This window comes from Bacteroides sp. AM37-9, assembly GCF_003603455.1.
GTDB lineage: Bacteria > Bacteroidota > Bacteroidia > Bacteroidales > Bacteroidaceae > Bacteroides > Bacteroides xylanisolvens.
This window is the reverse complement of sequence record NZ_QTNF01000004.1, coordinates 70,485-86,598: the sequence shown is the minus strand read 5'-3', so window position 1 is coordinate 86,598 and position 16,114 is coordinate 70,485. Positions and strand designations below refer to the sequence as shown.

At 45.1% G+C, this 16,114-nt stretch carries 15 protein-coding genes; 10 read left to right on the top strand and 5 right to left on the bottom strand.

Translation table 11 applies throughout. The features are described from left to right. The first annotated feature begins 8 nt into the window (after nucleotides 1–8). The 10 genes from DW862_RS04275 (at nucleotide 9) to DW862_RS04230 (ending at nucleotide 9,665) form a co-directional block, all read left to right on the top strand. Nucleotides 9–554 (top strand): DUF4924 family protein, encoded by a 546-nt coding sequence (locus tag DW862_RS04275; protein ID WP_004304427.1) that lies wholly within the window; start codon nucleotides 9–11, stop codon nucleotides 552–554. Beyond that, entirely contained in the window at nucleotides 555–1,421 is an 867-nt protein-coding gene (gene rfbD, locus DW862_RS04270) for a dTDP-4-dehydrorhamnose reductase (protein ID WP_004304426.1), read from the top strand. It abuts the gene before it with no gap. A 90-nt stretch (nucleotides 1,422–1,511) separates the two neighbouring features. Further along, nucleotides 1,512–3,086 carry a peptide chain release factor 3 gene (locus tag DW862_RS04265; protein ID WP_004304425.1) on the top strand — a complete coding sequence of 525 codons (1,575 nt, stop codon included), beginning with the start codon at nucleotides 1,512–1,514 and terminating at the stop codon, nucleotides 3,084–3,086. A 77-nt stretch (nucleotides 3,087–3,163) separates the two neighbouring features. Beyond that, on the top strand, nucleotides 3,164–3,754 hold the full coding sequence (locus DW862_RS04260; RefSeq protein ID WP_008025991.1) for an RNA polymerase sigma factor: 591 nt from the start codon (nucleotides 3,164–3,166) through the stop codon (nucleotides 3,752–3,754). A gap of 10 nt (nucleotides 3,755–3,764) precedes the next feature. Beyond that, entirely contained in the window at nucleotides 3,765–4,604 is an 840-nt protein-coding gene (locus DW862_RS04255) for a FecR family protein (protein ID WP_004304423.1), read from the top strand. 977 nt (nucleotides 4,605–5,581) lie between these two features. Beyond that, complete coding sequence (locus DW862_RS04250) at nucleotides 5,582–5,842, top strand: OadG family protein (protein ID WP_004300941.1); 261 nt, start codon at nucleotides 5,582–5,584, stop codon at nucleotides 5,840–5,842. 26 nt (nucleotides 5,843–5,868) lie between these two features. Continuing rightward, nucleotides 5,869–7,704 carry a biotin/lipoyl-containing protein gene (locus tag DW862_RS04245; RefSeq protein ID WP_004314195.1) on the top strand — a complete coding sequence of 612 codons (1,836 nt, stop codon included), beginning with the start codon at nucleotides 5,869–5,871 and terminating at the stop codon, nucleotides 7,702–7,704. Next, nucleotides 7,704–8,939, top strand: a complete 1,236-nt coding sequence (locus DW862_RS04240) for a sodium ion-translocating decarboxylase subunit beta (RefSeq protein ID WP_004300937.1) — start codon at nucleotides 7,704–7,706, stop codon at nucleotides 8,937–8,939. Before DW862_RS04245 ends, DW862_RS04240 begins: the two co-directional genes overlap by 1 nt. A 131-nt stretch (nucleotides 8,940–9,070) precedes the next feature. Beyond that, the gene (locus tag DW862_RS04235; RefSeq protein WP_120067381.1) at nucleotides 9,071–9,334 is read left to right on the top strand and encodes a hypothetical protein; all 264 of its coding nucleotides are present in this window, start codon (nucleotides 9,071–9,073) and stop codon (nucleotides 9,332–9,334) included. After that, nucleotides 9,324–9,665: a hypothetical protein gene (locus DW862_RS04230; protein ID WP_008025994.1), complete on the top strand. Its 342-nt coding sequence runs from the start codon at nucleotides 9,324–9,326 to the stop codon at nucleotides 9,663–9,665. Before DW862_RS04235 ends, DW862_RS04230 begins: the two co-directional genes overlap by 11 nt. 107 nt (nucleotides 9,666–9,772) lie before the next feature. Here DW862_RS04230 and DW862_RS04225 read toward each other — a convergent pair whose 3' ends face one another. From DW862_RS04225 to DW862_RS04210, 5 genes are all read right to left on the bottom strand, one after another. After that, nucleotides 9,773–11,044: a TolC family protein gene (locus DW862_RS04225; protein ID WP_004321526.1), complete on the bottom strand. Its 1,272-nt coding sequence runs from the start codon at nucleotides 11,042–11,044 to the stop codon at nucleotides 9,773–9,775. Between the two features lie 48 nt (nucleotides 11,045–11,092). Then, complete coding sequence (locus DW862_RS04220; protein WP_120067332.1) at nucleotides 11,093–14,125, bottom strand: efflux RND transporter permease subunit; 3,033 nt, start codon at nucleotides 14,123–14,125, stop codon at nucleotides 11,093–11,095. 66 nt (nucleotides 14,126–14,191) lie between these two features. Next, the gene (locus DW862_RS04215) at nucleotides 14,192–15,247 is read right to left on the bottom strand and encodes an efflux RND transporter periplasmic adaptor subunit (RefSeq protein ID WP_004300926.1); all 1,056 of its coding nucleotides are present in this window, start codon (nucleotides 15,245–15,247) and stop codon (nucleotides 14,192–14,194) included. A 189-nt stretch (nucleotides 15,248–15,436) separates the two neighbouring features. Then, a complete protein-coding gene (locus DW862_RS25800) occupies nucleotides 15,437–15,532 on the bottom strand; it encodes a smalltalk protein (RefSeq protein ID WP_149939068.1) in 96 nt (31 codons plus the stop codon). 49 nt (nucleotides 15,533–15,581) lie between these two features. Next, nucleotides 15,582–16,091, bottom strand: a complete 510-nt coding sequence (locus DW862_RS04210) for an HU family DNA-binding protein (protein ID WP_004311390.1) — start codon at nucleotides 16,089–16,091, stop codon at nucleotides 15,582–15,584. Nucleotides 16,092–16,114 lie beyond the last annotated feature (23 nt).

The following is a 16,114-nucleotide window of genomic DNA, read 5'->3' as shown; positions in this document are numbered from 1 at the left end:
ATAACATAATGAATCAGATAGCACAACAACTGAAAGAGAAGAATATTGCCGAATACCTTATATATATGTGGCAAGAGGAAGACTTGATCCGTGCCAATCATTGTGAACCGGAAGAGATGGAGGCAAATGTAATTGCCCGCTATCCGGAAGAACAGCGGCCTGCCATGCGAGAATGGTATACCAACCTGATTACGATGATGGGCGAGGAAGGAGTACGGGAAAAGGGTCATCTGCAGATTAATAAAAATGTAATTATCAATCTGACAGAGTTGCACAACGCATTGTCCTCTTCTCCTAAATTTCCTTTTTACAGTGCTGCTTATTTCAAGGCATTACCGTTTATCGTAGAATTACGGAATAAAAACGGCAAGAAAGATGAACCCGAACTGGAAACCTGTTTTGAAGCGTTGTATGGAGTACTCCTGCTTCGTCTTCAAAAGAAGCCTATCAGCGAAGGAACTGCCAAGGCAGTGGAAGCTATCACTAGTTTCCTTTCTATGTTGGCAAATTATTATGATAAAGACCGTAAAGGTGAATTAAAACTGGATGAATAAATGAGAATTTTAGTAACGGGTGCCAACGGTCAGCTTGGCAATGAGATGCAGGTGCTTGCGAAAGAGAACCCGCAACATACGTATTATTTCACAGATGTGCAGGAACTCGATATCTGTGACAAGCAAGCTGTGTGGACTTATATGGCAGAGAAGCAGATTGAGCTTGTTGTTAATTGTGCTGCTTATACAGCTGTAGATAAAGCTGAAGATAATCAAGAATTAGCATACAAATTGAATTGTGAAGCACCGAAACAACTGGCAAGTGCAGCACAAGCCAATGGTGCTGCCATGATACAAGTATCTACTGACTATGTATTTGACGGTACTGCGCATACTCCATACACGGAAGACTGCAATCCTTGCCCGGATTCTGTATACGGCACCACTAAACTGGAAGGAGAAAAGGAGGTAATGAATCACTGCGAGCAAGCAGTCGTTATCCGTACCGCATGGCTCTATTCTATTTTTGGCAATAATTTCGTAAAGACGATGCTTCGTCTTGGAAAAGAGCGTGACAGCCTGGGAGTTGTTTTCGACCAGATCGGGACTCCGACGTATGCCAATGACCTGGCACGGGCCATCTATGCTATTATTAATAAAGGTATTGTTCGCGGTATCTACCATTTCAGCAATGAGGGAGTTTGTTCCTGGTATGATTTCACGGTAGCTATTCATCGTCTGGCAGGAATAACCACCTGCAAAGTGAAACCTTTGCATACAGCCGAATATCCCGCGAAAGCAAACCGCCCGGCATATTCCGTGCTTGATAAAACAAAAATAAAAACAACGTTCGATATAGAGATTCCTCATTGGGAGGAGAGCCTCAAACAATGCTTGATAAAATTAGGAATGAAAAATGAAGAATGAAGAATTTCGATGCGGCTTTATAGATAGCGTAACAATTCTTCTTTCATCATTCATCATTCATCATTCTTCATTCTTCATTCATATTAATATATGGCAGATAATACAGAAATTTTGAGACGGCGAACGTTCGCCATTATTGCGCATCCGGATGCCGGTAAGACATCATTGACGGAAAAGCTATTGCTTTTCGGTGGTCAGATACAGGTAGCAGGTGCTGTAAAGAGTAATAAGATTAAAAAGACGGCTACGTCCGACTGGATGGAAATCGAGAAACAACGTGGTATTTCGGTAACGACTTCCGTGATGGAATTCGACTATCGGGACTATAAGATTAACATTCTCGATACTCCCGGTCACCAGGACTTTGCCGAAGATACATATCGCACACTGACAGCTGTAGACAGTGTTATCATCGTTGTAGACGGTGCGAAAGGTGTGGAAACGCAGACACGTAAACTGATGGAGGTGTGCCGTATGAGAAAGACTCCGGTAATAATCTTCGTCAACAAAATGGACCGTGAAGGAAAAGATCCGTTCGATTTGCTTGATGAACTTGAAGAAGAACTGATGATTCAGGTTCGTCCCTTGTCCTGGCCGATAGAGCAGGGAGCACGTTTTAAAGGGGTATACAATATCTATGAACAGAAACTGGACTTGTATCAGCCATCCAAACAGATGGTAACAGAGAAAGTGGCAGTCGATATTCATTCGGAAGAACTGGATCAGCAGATTGGCAAGTCGTTGGCAGACAAACTGCGTGGCGATTTGGAACTGATTGAGGGTGTTTATCCGGAATTTGATTCTGAATCCTATTTGGCAGGAGACTGTGCGCCTGTATTCTTTGGATCAGCGCTGAACAACTTCGGTGTGCAAGAGTTGCTGAACTGTTTCGTAGAGATAGCTCCCAGCCCTCGTCCTGTACAGGCAGAAGAGCGTGAAGTGAAACCTGACGAACCGAAATTTACCGGATTCATCTTTAAGATAACCGCCAACATTGATCCCAACCATCGTTCTTGTGTGGCATTCTGTAAGATTTGTTCCGGTAAGTTTGTTCGCAATGCTCCATATACACACGTCCGTCATGGAAAGACCATGCGTTTTTCGTCGCCTACCCAGTTTATGGCACAGCGTAAAACAACGATTGATGAAGCTTATGCAGGAGATATTATCGGTCTGCCGGATAATGGTACCTTTAAGATTGGCGATACGCTGACAGAAGGTGAAATGCTTCATTTCCGCGGATTGCCGAGCTTCTCGCCGGAGATGTTCAAGTATATTGAAAATGCCGATCCGATGAAGCAGAAACAGTTGGCGAAAGGTATCGATCAGTTGATGGATGAAGGTGTGGCACAGTTGTTTGTCAATCAGTTCAATGGCCGTAAGATTATCGGTACGGTGGGACAGTTGCAGTTTGAGGTCATTCAGTACCGTTTGTTGAATGAATACAATGCGTCCTGTCGCTGGGAACCGGTAAGTCTTTATAAAGCCTGTTGGGTAGAAAGCGATGATCCCGCAGAACTGGAAGCCTTCAAGAAACGTAAATACCAGTATATGGCAAAGGATAGAGAAGGGCGCGATGTGTTCCTGGCAGACTCCGGTTATGTACTTCAGATGGCGCAGATGGACTTTAAACACATCAAATTCCACTTTACAAGTGAGTTTTAAAACATATTCCGTTGATTTTAACTAAAAAATCAGGTAAAAAAAGGAAAAAAATATCTCATATAAATGAGTGAATAGAAATGAAGACACTATCCTGGGATAAAATTCAGCAAGGGGATGAAGAGGCATTCCGGCAGCTTTATGAGCAATATGCAGATTTACTGTATGGATATGGCATGAAGATAGCCGGTGATGAGACTCTGGTAACCGAGGCGATACAGTCGTTGTTTGTTTACATCTTTGAGAAAAGAGAAACTTGCACGGCTCCTCAATCCATACCCGCTTACTTATGTGTTTCGTTGAGACACATGATAGTGAACGAACTGAAAAAGGAGAATAGTGGCTCATTAAAATCACTGGATGAAGTAGGCACAAATGAATATCAGTTTGATCTGGAGATTGATATTGAAACTGCTATTATCCGTTCAGAGTTAGAAAAAGAACAGCTAGAAGTTTTGCAGAAAGAGCTGAACAATTTGACAAAGCAACAGCGGGAGGTATTGTATCTTAAGTATTATAAGAAGATGAGTCCGGAAGAAATAGCCCAGGTGATGGGACTCACTTCACGTACGGTTTACAATACTACTCATATGGCTATCTCCAGTTTGCGGGAGCGTATGAGCAAATCTTTCTTGTTGTTGGTAGCAGCTAATTTGTGGATTTTTAATTGAGGTGTGAGATATGGAAAAGTGGACAGAATCTTTAGATAAATACTTAGAAGAAGGAAAACTTCCTCTGGTTGGCGAAATCTTTTCTCGTAAAAAAGAAATAGGTGATAAGCTGAAGTTGCAACGTGAGGAGAGCCATAAGATCGCCTTAAGCCGGAGAAGAAAGCAAGGTGCGGGGAGAAGTTTCTCTTTCTCATGGGGAGTGGCAGCGGCAGTTGTCCTTCTTTTGGGGATAGGCGGTTACTTCCTGGCAGAAGAAAAGGTGGTGACTGATAACACTGCTATGAACTATGAATTGCCGGATGGCAGTACTGTGCAGGTGATGGAAAATTCCCGCCTGACTTACAATCATATCACATGGCTTTGGGAGCGCAAATTGCAACTATTGGGTAAAGCCTCTTTTAACGTAACCAAAGGCAAGACATTCACGGTCCGTACAGAAGCCGGCGACGTAACCGTACTGGGAACGAAATTCCTCATCGATCAGCAAGGAAAGAAGATGACCGTCAACTGTGAGGAAGGAAGTGTGCAAGTCGAGACTGCTGTAGGTAAGCGTACATTGCTTGCCGGGGAAAGCGTTCATTGCGATGAGAACAAGATTGTGCCGGTAGAGAAAAAGGCAGAAGAATCGGAGTTCCCCGAGGTGTTGGGGTATGAAGACGATCCGCTAATAAATGTAGTGGCAGATATTGAGCATATATTTGAAGTAACAGTCGTCGGACATGAGAAATGCGAGGGGCTGACCTACAACGGGACGGTCTTAACGAAAGACCTGAACGCCACACTGGAAAAAGTCTTTGGATCGTGTGGGATCAGTTATCAAATTCGAGGGAAAGAAATTATTTTGCAATAAAAAAAGCCTCTTCTGACTATCCAGAAGAGGCTTTTTTGTTTTTCTTCAAATTTTCTTCATTTTTTCTTGGTAAAAAAACAACAGATGCTTCTCTTTCTAATAGATGAGCTATTTAATGATATTTGAAGAAAACGGTAGAATTGATTAGAAGATTAAATGTTGTAGTAGAAGAAATTAGAAATTATCCGGCAGAAATAAGGCCGGGATTCAGAACAAACAATAGATGTTTTATAGAGAATTACAAGCTAAACTCAAAACAAACAATAGATGCTTTTTATAAAATTTAAATTTAACCCAAAACAAACAATGTTTTAAAAGAAATGCAAACTAGGGCTCAAAGCAAACAATAGACAGCGGCAGATGAATTATTCCTGCCACAAACGTAAGCTGGAAAGATTCCCTCATCGGACGTGATATGAGCTTTAGAGGCTTGTTTTTTCCGATTAAACAGACTTAGTTGGCTTAAAAAAAGGGTTTTTCAACTAGACTGCTACGCTAATTAAAAGAATGAAAGCCGTGATGGCGCATGAGAGGTTTAACAAGGCCGGTTTTATCTGGTAGTTTAATAGTAGGTTAAGAGAGTATGAAACCAGAAAAGGGCTGAACCGGTCTATCATTGAGTATTTTTATTTAATAATTGTTTTATCAGAGTGTGAGAGAAAGTTGAGGGGCTTTCTCTCACATTTTTTGTAGGAACAATAGATAGGACGATTTACTATTGGACTATTTACCATTTACTATTTGGGTTATGCAATAGAAGCAGATAGTAAATAAGATAAATGGGAATTTAGTTTAGATGTGGATGGCACGCTAAATCATAAATCATAAATCATAAATCATTAAACTTCCCCAGTTTTCCAATCAGAGAAATGACGTTTTTATACATTATATTCCTTTCTTAATTTATTTTATAATAAAAATTTGGTATTTTCGGACGCTTTTTAGACGAACAACTTAAAATACTAATAGTTTATTATATGGAAAATATCGAAACAGCGATCCTGCTGATGGTGGTCGGAATGGCTACCGTGTTTGTTATTCTGCTGATTGTGATTTATTTAGGTAAGTTGTTGATTACATTAGTCAACAAGTATGCTCCTGAAGAAGTGGTTCCTGTGAAGCGGGAAGCATCGCAAGGTCCTGCCCCTGTTCCGGGAAACATCTTAGCCGCCATTACAGCTGCTGTAAATGTGGTGACACAAGGTAAAGGAAAAATCACTAAAGTAGAAAAATTATAAATCTATAAAGAATATCACTGAAAGACATGAAAAGAGAAGTAAAGTTTAGTTTGGTTTTCCGAGATATGTGGCAATCTGCCGGAAAATACGTACCTCGTGTAGACCAACTCGTAAAGGTAGCTCCTGCCATCATTGAAATGGGCTGTTTTGCCCGCGTAGAAACAAACGGCGGAGGTTTTGAACAGGTAAATTTATTGTTTGGTGAAAACCCGAATAAAGCGGTGCGCGAATGGACAAAACCGTTCCACGAAGCCGGTATTCAAACCCACATGCTCGACCGCGCACTGAACGGACTCCGTATGAGCCCCGTTCCGGCAGACGTCCGCAAATTATTCTACAAAGTAAAGAAAGCACAAGGAACAGATATTACCCGTACGTTCTGCGGATTGAACGACGTGCGTAACATCGCTCCTTCCATCACATACGCAAAGGAAGCAGGCATGATTTCGCAATGCTCGCTTTGCATCACTCATTCGCCTATCCATACCGTAGAGTACTACACCAATATGGCGCTGGAACTTATCAAACTGGGAGCAGACGAAATCTGTATCAAAGACATGGCAGGTATCGGTCGTCCCGTATCGTTAGGTAAGATTGTAGCAAATATCAAGGCAGCACATCCCGAAATCCCCGTTCAGTATCACAGTCATGCAGGTCCCGGATTCAATATGGCAAGTATCCTCGAAGTATGCGAAGCCGGTTGCGACTACATCGACGTAGGCATGGAACCACTATCATGGGGAACAGGCCATGCTGACTTGCTTAGTGTGCAGGCAATGCTGAAAGACGCCGGATATCAAGTGCCCGAAATCAATATGGAAGCCTACATGAAAGTGCGCGGCATGATTCAGGAATTTATGGACGACTTCCTCGGCTTGTATATCAGCCCGAAAAACCGTCTGATGAACTCCTTGCTGATTGCTCCCGGACTTCCCGGCGGTATGATGGGTAGTCTGATGGCCGACCTCGAATCCAATTTGGAATCAATCAATAAATATAAGGCAAAACACAATCTGCCGTTTATGACGCAAGACCAGTTGCTTATCAAGCTCTTTGATGAAGTGGCATACGTATGGCCTCGTGTCGGTTATCCTCCATTGGTGACTCCGTTCAGCCAATACGTGAAGAACCTCGCCATGATGAACGTGATGGCCATGGAAAAAGGAAAAGAACGTTGGGGAATGATTGCCGATGATATCTGGGATATGATTCTGGGTAAAGCCGGACGTCTGCCGGGTAAACTTGCTCCCGAAATCATTGAAAAGGCAGAACGTGAAGGCCGTAAGTTCTTTGAAGGTGATCCGCAGAATAACTATCCCGATGCCCTCGACAAATATCGCAAACTGATGAAAGAGAACAAATGGGAAGTAGGACAGGACGACGAAGAACTCTTCGAATATGCTATGCACCCGGCTCAATATGAGGCTTACAAGAGTGGCAAAGCAAAAGAAGACTTCCTGGAAGACGTAGCCAAACGTCGTGCCGAAAAAGATAAATCTCCGGAAGAAGATGCCAAACCGAAGACACTGACCGTACAAGTGGACGGACAGGCCTATCGTGTGACGGTAGCATACGGTGATACCGAACTACCTGCTGCTCCTGCGGGTGCTGCCGCTGCTCCGGCAGGAGAGGGTAAAGAAGTACTTTCTCCGTTGGAAGGCAAGTTCTTCTTAGTGAAAGGTGCGCAGGAAACTCCTTTGCAAGTAGGTGACACTGTGAAAGAAGGTGATGTAATCTGCTATGTAGAAGCGATGAAGACCTACAATGCCATCCGTGCAGAGTTTGGCGGTACAGTGACTGCTATCTGTGTCAATCCGGGAGATGCTGTTTCAGAAGATGACGTATTAATGAAGATAGGATAATGAACGAAATATTTGAGAACTTATATGACATGACTGCGTTCAGCAATATCATTGCCGAACCGCAGTTCCTGATAATGTATGCCATCGCGTTCGTTCTGCTCTATTTGGGTATTAAGAAACAGTACGAGCCGTTGCTGCTTGTCCCCATCGCTTTCGGTGTGTTGCTAGCCAACTTCCCCGGAGGAGATATGGGCGTGATTCAGGCCGACGAAAATGGTATGGTGATGGTAAACGGAGTGTTGAAGAACATCTGGGAAATGCCTTTGCATGACATTGCCCACGAACTGGGAATCATGAACTTCATCTATTATATGTTGATTAAAACAGGTTTCCTGCCTCCGATCATCTTTATGGGTGTCGGTGCGCTGACGGACTTCGGGCCGATGTTGCGTAACCTGCATCTTTCTATATTCGGTGCAGCTGCACAGTTGGGTATCTTTACCGTATTGCTGGTAGCCATTCTGATGGGATTCACTCCACAGGAAGCCGCTTCTCTGGGCATTATCGGTGGCGCGGATGGTCCGACAGCCATCTTTACCACCATCAAACTGGCTCCGCATTTGCTGGGCCCGATTGCCATTGCCGCTTATTCGTACATGGCGCTCGTTCCGGTGATTATTCCGCTGGTAGTGAAGCTGTTCTGTACGAAGAAAGAGTTGAGCATCAACATGAAAGAACAGGAAAAGAAATACCCTTCGAAGACTGAAATCAAGAACCTGCGTGTATTGAAGATTATCTTCCCGATTGTGGTAACTACTATTGTTGCCCTCTTCGTGCCGAGTGCAGTGCCTTTGGTGGGTATGTTGATGTTTGGTAATCTGGTGAAAGAAATCGGAACCAACACATTCCGCTTGTTCGATGCCGCTTCCAATAGCATCATGAATGCTGCTACCATCTTCCTCGGACTGTCTGTAGGAGCAACGATGACAGCCGAAGCATTCCTCAACTGGACAACAATCGGTATTGTGATCGGTGGATTCCTTGCATTTGCACTTTCTATAACCGGTGGTATTTTCTTTGTGAAACTGGTAAATCTCTTCTCGAAGAAGAAAATCAATCCGCTTATCGGCGCCACTGGTTTGAGTGCCGTTCCGATGGCGAGCCGTGTAGCCAATGAGATTGCTTTGAAATACGATCCGAAGAATCACGTATTGCAGTATTGCATGGCAAGCAATATCTCCGGAGTAATCGGTTCTGCCGTAGCTGCGGGTGTGTTGATTTCCTTCCTTGCGTAAGCGGGGAGAATCTTCATCATTGAAGATCTTATTTCTTCATGGAGAAATACTTTTTATACATTCAAGTTTGGCAGACTCATTTGATAACGCTACCTTTGTGAGTAATGTATAACAGTAAAAACGGAAAGCGTATGAGCACAATGTTATTAGAGGCGGAAAAGAATGCACTGATTCGTCAGATTCTGGATGTGGATGATATAGCTATCCTGAAAAAGATAAGATCAATGTTGAATCATGAAGAAGAACAGGTGAGGGCGGTTGCTGAAGAGGCAACTCCTTATCGGACAAAGACCGAAATTCTGGAAAGCCTTGATGAAGCGTGCAAGGAATTGAAGTTGAATCTGGAAGGTAAGCTGGATTTTAAGCCAGCGGAGGATTTGCTGGATGAGTTGTGATATAACGTATTCTCCTCGTTTTGCGAGAGAATTGAAAAAATTGAGCAAACATTACAAATCTCTGAAGTTGGATTATGCCAATTTATTGGAATCTCTGAAAGCGAATCCTGAACAAGGAGTCAGCTTGGGGAATAATCTTCGTAAGGTTCGCATGGCCATTACTTCGAAGAATAAAGGAAAGAGCGGAGGTGCGCGAGTGATAACCTATACGGTGATTCTGACAGAGATAGATTCGGAAATAAAGTTGCTTACTATCTATGACAAGTCCGAATGTGAAAGTTTGACAGATAAGGAAATAGAAGATATCCTGAAGCAAAACGGTATTTTGTAGTCCTTATGATATAAAAAGAAATCGTCCTGTTTCACGGTTACGTGATAACAGGACGATTTCTTTTATAAGACTAAGACTTTGTGAACAAGTTTCTTTTGTTTCTAAATTTATTCACTGATAACCTTTCTATATTCCGCTACCGCCATCTTTTCCGACAGATACGCATTAATCAGATTGGTGTGCGCCTGCGTCCATGACAATTGTGCGGAGAGTACATCCACCATGTTTGCCTTTCCCTCATTATACGAGAAAGAAACCAAATCAAGATTTTCATTAGCCAGACTCATAGTTTCTTTGGCGGTTTTCACTTGATATTCCGTTTCCGTCAGTTTGGTCAGGGCGGCAGAAAGTTCCTCGTTGATATTATCCGTCACATAACTTTGTTGCAGTTTTTGTATGCCGATATACGCTTTCTGCTGACGGTTTGTTTTGAACCGGGCTCCCCAACGGAAGATTGGTATATTCAGGTTAATGCCGACGATGGGATTGAAAGAAACATCATAACCGAGGTTAGGTGTAGCTGTAGCCCATCCACCGCTGAAATACATATTCAACTGCGGGTTGAACTGGCTAAGAGCCGCTTTGCGTTGCGCCTGACTTTTCATGATATTCACCTCCGTACTTTCGTAATCCGCGCGACGTTGCAGTACATTCTCCAGAGAAAGGATCTGCACCGGAGCGGAAGCCGTGTCAATCGTGTACAGACTGTCTACGGGATTGTTCGGCTCTTCTCCCATCAGGATATTCAGCTTTTGCAGCGCCAGCGTATAGTTCTGACGCGCCTTGATATATTGCAATTCCGCTTCTTTCAACCGGGTGGAAATCATTAATAAGTCCGTGCGACTAATCATCCCGTCGTTGAAACGATCCTGAATGATGTCATACTGTTGCTTCACAATACTTTGATACTTATCCGCCGCCTGCAACATAGCCTGTGAAGCGGAAGCATTCCAGTAAACCGCATCGCTCTGATAATGAATCTGGTCGATGGTAAGCTCCTCATTTAGTTGATTCAGCTTTTCATCCGCTTTGGCAATCTTGTGCTGGGCGTTGAGTGCCCCGCCCGTGTACAACGGTTGCGAGACGATAAATACACCTTGATAGGTGTGGTTGCGGTATTCGCCTACCGGTTCGTTCCAGGCATTAAGGTCGCTCATGTTGAGTGTCCCGTCCGCATTGACATCAATTTTTGGCAAGAATCCCGTGTGAGCAATCTTTCGTGCTTCCGTACTTGCCATCGTCTTTAGTTTCTGTTGCTTCAGAATCTGACTGTAAGCTTCCACTTTATCCCGGTAAGCTTCCCGGCTAAGATAGGGCTGCTGTGCTCCGGCTGTGAGGCCAAGGAGCAGCAGAGACAGAGTTATAAGTTGAGTTTTCATTTTATTCAATCTAAACAATAAATTCAAGTTTCATATAAGAGAAGGCAATCAGCCTTTGATTCTTTGAATGGCACAATAGGCTACCGGAAGAACAAACAATGTCAGTGCCGAAGCCACTAACAAACCTCCCATAATCGTAGCCGCCATACCGCCGAACATCGCGTCGAACAACAATGGCAACATACCCAGAATGGTAGTGCCGGACGCCATTGCTACGGGGACAATACGACTCGTTGTAGCACTGACAACAGCATCCAACGGCTTTTTGCCCGTTTTTGCCTCCAGATCAATCTGTTCCACCAGTACAATCGCATTTTTGATATTCATCCCAATCAGTCCGAGCAAACCAAGGATGGAGAAGAAGTCGAACGACTTGCCTAACAACACCAATCCCAAAACGATACCGATAAAAATAAGCGGTAACATCAACAAGATCACTGTCGGCTTACGATACGTCCTGAACAGGAACAACAGCGTGACGAACATCAGGAAGAACGTCAACGGTAAATTCTTGGCCAACGCCTCGTTAGACTCCACCTGACTTTCCTGTTCCCCGAAATACTTCATCGTATACCCCTCCGGCACTTTTATCTCTTTCTGCACCAGCGGCCAAACCTCATTGAAAGCAGCAATCGCATTCACTCCGCGACGCGGATCGCATTGCGCCATCATCACCATTTGCCGGTTGTAATCCTTCACATTCGAGAAACGATATTGGAAATCAAATTCCGATACCACCTGTTCCAGACTGGTCGTTTCATTCCCCGTGCCGAACACGGGCAACGTGCGCAGGTCATTGATGCGGAACGAATCCACCGTGTTATCCTTCAATAAGATAGGAAGCACCTGATCGCCCTGCCGGTACTCTCCAAGTGTCATACCTGTGGTTCCGATCTGGATACTTTGTGCCATTCCCTGACGCGATACCCCTAACGGTTGCGCCCGTTCGGGACTATATACAGGCTTCCATACAGGAACTTTATTTCCCCACGAATTGCGCACATTGATTAAATCCGGATTCCGGTGCATAATCTCCAAAGCCTGGTTGGTGAGCGCCACAAGCGTGTCTACATTCGGACCGATAAACCCGATTTCGATAGCGGCATCCACCGCAGGCGACAGTTTGAACAGACTGGTACGGGTAATCGCATTCGGATAATTCGCCTTCATGTACGCGTCGAAATCTTCTTCATACTCTTTTGTATATTTACTGTCCGTCAATTCAACCAATACATTGGCAAAATTCGGTTTCGGACCTACCGAAGTAGAAGCCAGGTAATACCTTAACGGTGTGCTACCGAAGGTGATCGACACTTTCTTCACTTCCGGCTGCTTTGCCAGATGCTCTTCCACGGATTTCATCTCTTTCACTACATCATTGATGCTATACCCGTCGGGATAAAACATGTCCGCCCGGAAATAAGGCTTATCGAGAGAAGGGAAGAAGTTTTGCGGCATCATTCCCATGATAACCAGCGAAGCAACAAAGAGCACTACCATCGAACCCAGTGTCAATGTTTTCCTGCGAATCAGCGTGCGGAGGATGGAGGCGAATTTGTGATAGAACGGTTTGTCATACGGGTCTTTCGTGCCGTCCTTTGCTTTCGCTTTCAGGATGAAATTACCGAAAACAGTGGTCTGCGTCAGCGCGAGCACCCAGCTCAATCCTAGCGAGATGGCAAGCACCACAAAAAGCGGTTTCACGATTTCTGCCACGGCAGAAGGAGCAAGGTAGAGTGGGAGGAACGAACAGATAGCGATGAACGTAGCCCCAAGCAATCCCCATTGCGGACCGGTTGCGCCGTCTATCAGCGCTTTCCGCCGGTCTACTCCGCGGGCGATGGCAATCTGTGCGTTGTCCGTTACCACGATGGCGTTATCCACCAGCATCCCCATGGCGATGATAAATCCCGCCAATGATGTACGGTTCAGTCCGACACCGAAGAAAGACATGATAAGTAATGTGCCGCCAATAGAGAAAATCAGTGACGAGCCGATCAGCACACCTGCGCGCAAACCCATCACCAACATGATAATCACAATTACAATCAGAATCGATTCGATCAGATTGATGATAAATCCGTTGTTGGCTTCGTTGGCAATTTCGTTCTCCAGATACAGGCTTTGCAGTTCCAGTCCCACAGGCATCAGTGGCAGCAATTCGTCCAGTTTGGCTTTCACGTTCTTGCCCGTCTGCACCACGTCCCGTTGCGGGTCGGTGGAGACGCCGATGCCGATGGCACGTTTGCCGTTCACGTGCATGATGTTGGATGGAGGGTCCATGTATCCTTTTTCGATGACGGCGATATCGCCCAGTTTCACCTGTCCGGCTTTGGTGGTAATCACCTGGTTGCGGATATCGTCTACGGTGGTATACATACCGTTGGCAGTCACTCGTAGCTGTTGTTCGCCGGCACGGATTTCTCCGGTATTGATAATCTGGTTCTGCGATTGCAACAGACTGGCAAGCTGTTTCGGGTCGATGCCCATACCTACGAGCTTATTGGTGGAAATAAAAATATTGACCACCTCCGTCTGCGTCCCGAATAGGGCGACTTTCATCACCCCGTCCGCCGTCACTACCTGTGTCTTGATTCGTTCCGCCCAGTTGCGCATCTCTTCGTATGTGTAACCGTCGTCCGCCGTCAGACCGTAATAGATGCCGAACACGTCGCCGAAATCATCGGAAACCGTCGGTGCGGAAGCACCGCTCGGCAATTGTGGCTGTATATTAAGCACCTTCCGTCGCAATTCATCCCACTTCTGCGGAATGGAGCTTGCCGACAAGGAAGGTTGCAACTCGAATGTGATTTTTGAGAGCCCGTACATCGATTCCGATTTTATCTTGTACACACCGCTCATACTCTGGATCTCGCGAGAGATAGGCTCGGTAATCAACCGCTCCACTTCTGCCGGTTCGGCACCCGGATAGCGGGTCATAATAACCGCCGACTTTATGACGAAAGGAGCATCCTCTTTCTTACCCAGCTTGCCGAAGGAAGTGATTCCCCCAATCAGCAATACAGCAAGAAAGAAATAGATGATTTTCGTATTATCTAATGAATATTTGGCTAAACTCATAATAAATGATCGTTGATAATTGATGAATGACAGCGGATAAATGATTACATAATCATTTACCAACTATCACCTGTCAACAGTTGTGATAGATTCTCCTTCTACTAGTTGGTATACGCCTGCTATGACGATTTTTTCACCGGGTTTCAAACCTTCCGAGATGAGCGCCTGTGCTTCTCCGGTCGGGGCGTTGACGGTCACTTCCCGTTTGTGGACTTTATTGTCTTCTACCACCCAGACATACATTTTATTCCCTTCGCTTTCGCCGAATACGGCACTAAGCGGTACAATCGTCCAGCTATCCTGTACCAACGGACCTACATCTGCCGTGAAACGGATGCTGCACGTGAAACCGGGTTTCACTGCATACAGATCGCGGTCGAATGACGGATCGTCAATCGTGATGCTGACCGGAATTCCTGTGCCATCCGTAGAAATATCAAGATATTCTTCCAGTTTCGCTTGAAACACGTGTCCTTTAAATGTGTCGAACTCTACAAGGAAACGCGGGTCTTTGGCGCGCAACAAATAAAGATACGCATCCGGAATGGTGAATTTGATACGCAGATTGTGTGTATTGACAAGCTGCACGATACCCTCACCGGAGTTGACACGCTGATAGTTTTCCACCAGTCGTTTTTCGATTGAACCGTCGAAAGGAGCTGTCAGCTTGGTGTCGCGCATGTTGTTGGCAGACAGTTCGTATTCAGACTTCGCCTTCTGGAAGTTGGCGAGGCTGATTTCATATTCCTGCACGGAGATCGCTTGCCGGGAGAGGAGCCGTTTGTTACGTTCCACTTGTGCCGAAGCCGTTTCGTATGCCGATTTCGTGGCGGCATATTGCAACGCGATGTCTCTGGGGTCGATAGCCGCGATGAGCTGTCCTTTTTTCACTTTCTGTCCTTCGATGACAGGAAGCTGGATGATTTGTCCGTTGACCCGGAAAGCCAGCTTCACATATTCCACCGCTTCCACGATTCCCGAGAAATCTTTTCTGATAATCGATCTTGACTCGACAATCGTAGTCTTTACAGGACGTGCAGTTGTCGTTGTCGTTTCTTTTTTCTGTCCGCAGCCAGCCAGCAAGATTGCAGCCGCCAGGACGAATCCAAATTCCTTTTTCATATACCACGTTGATGTTTAGAGGTTTTGCGTTGATAAATAGCGAATAATATACTAAAACAACTCCTGTTTATTTATGTTCAATATTCCTGTCTTTTCATATCCTGCCTCTTAACCTTTATATGGAATACAAAAAAACGGGAACTTTACCGTTTCTAAGGTAAAATTCCCGTCCAACTCTTTTGTTTCATTTTACATCATCAGGTTCTGACCTCCAATGACGCCTGCAATAGCAGTAGCAACCGCAATGACGACTTTTAAAATCGTATTCCAAATGGATTTCTTCATAATTCAACACCTCCTTTCCATACCACATTATCCTCTATTACCTATTCTATCACGCTGCCGGATCGGGCGCTTCCTGACCACCGCCGCTTGGTTTGTCATCACCCGAACCTCCGGCGTTTCCACCGCCTCCCGCTCCCAGTGCTTTCGTCAACTGGTTGACGTGGATATATGTCGCTCCCTGAATCAGCGCACGGGTGATATTTCCACCGGCATCCCGCGTATATTCCGGGGTAAACTGGCAACGCAATCCCGTGATTTGTGCCGGACTAACATCGGCTTCCTCATCCACCCCCTTGCAGCGTGACTGGCACACCAGGGTAAATGTGCCCAATCCTTCGAGCTTCACTGTCCGGCTGTTGAGCAACTGCTCGCGCATCACTGCCATCAGGTTTCGGATCACGTTGTGCACGTCACCGGCCGTCAGTGATGACCGTTCGGCAATCGTTTCGCCAATCATTTGCGTATCCACTACGTTTCCCATTTTAATCAGGCAGGGATGCCATTTCTTCTTTTTGTCCTTCGATGCGATATTGGACTGAACCGCTTTGTAAATCAACATACTGATTTCCTCCTTTTTAAGTG

Bases quoted from the DNA above. Each gene is read 5' to 3' on its own strand.
- DW862_RS04275 (WP_004304427.1), top strand. From the start codon at position 9: ATGAATCAGATAGCACAACAACTGAAAGAGAAGAATATTGCCGAATAC.
- rfbD (WP_004304426.1), top strand. From the start codon at position 555: ATGAGAATTTTAGTAACGGGTGCCAACGGTCAGCTTGGCAATGAGATG.
- DW862_RS04265 (WP_004304425.1), top strand. From the start codon at position 1,512: ATGGCAGATAATACAGAAATTTTGAGACGGCGAACGTTCGCCATTATT.
- DW862_RS04260 (WP_008025991.1), top strand. From the start codon at position 3,164: ATGAAGACACTATCCTGGGATAAAATTCAGCAAGGGGATGAAGAGGCA.
- DW862_RS04255 (WP_004304423.1), top strand. From the start codon at position 3,765: ATGGAAAAGTGGACAGAATCTTTAGATAAATACTTAGAAGAAGGAAAA.
- DW862_RS04250 (WP_004300941.1), top strand. From the start codon at position 5,582: ATGGAAAATATCGAAACAGCGATCCTGCTGATGGTGGTCGGAATGGCT.
- DW862_RS04245 (WP_004314195.1), top strand. From the start codon at position 5,869: ATGAAAAGAGAAGTAAAGTTTAGTTTGGTTTTCCGAGATATGTGGCAA.
- DW862_RS04240 (WP_004300937.1), top strand. From the start codon at position 7,704: ATGAACGAAATATTTGAGAACTTATATGACATGACTGCGTTCAGCAAT.
- DW862_RS04235 (WP_120067381.1), top strand. From the start codon at position 9,071: ATGAGCACAATGTTATTAGAGGCGGAAAAGAATGCACTGATTCGTCAG.
- DW862_RS04230 (WP_008025994.1), top strand. From the start codon at position 9,324: ATGAGTTGTGATATAACGTATTCTCCTCGTTTTGCGAGAGAATTGAAA.
- DW862_RS04225 (WP_004321526.1), bottom strand. From the start codon at position 11,044: ATGAAAACTCAACTTATAACTCTGTCTCTGCTGCTCCTTGGCCTCACA.
- DW862_RS04220 (WP_120067332.1), bottom strand. From the start codon at position 14,125: ATGAGTTTAGCCAAATATTCATTAGATAATACGAAAATCATCTATTTC.
- DW862_RS04215 (WP_004300926.1), bottom strand. From the start codon at position 15,247: ATGAAAAAGGAATTTGGATTCGTCCTGGCGGCTGCAATCTTGCTGGCT.
- DW862_RS25800 (WP_149939068.1), bottom strand. From the start codon at position 15,532: ATGAAGAAATCCATTTGGAATACGATTTTAAAAGTCGTCATTGCGGTT.
- DW862_RS04210 (WP_004311390.1), bottom strand. From the start codon at position 16,091: ATGTTGATTTACAAAGCGGTTCAGTCCAATATCGCATCGAAGGACAAA.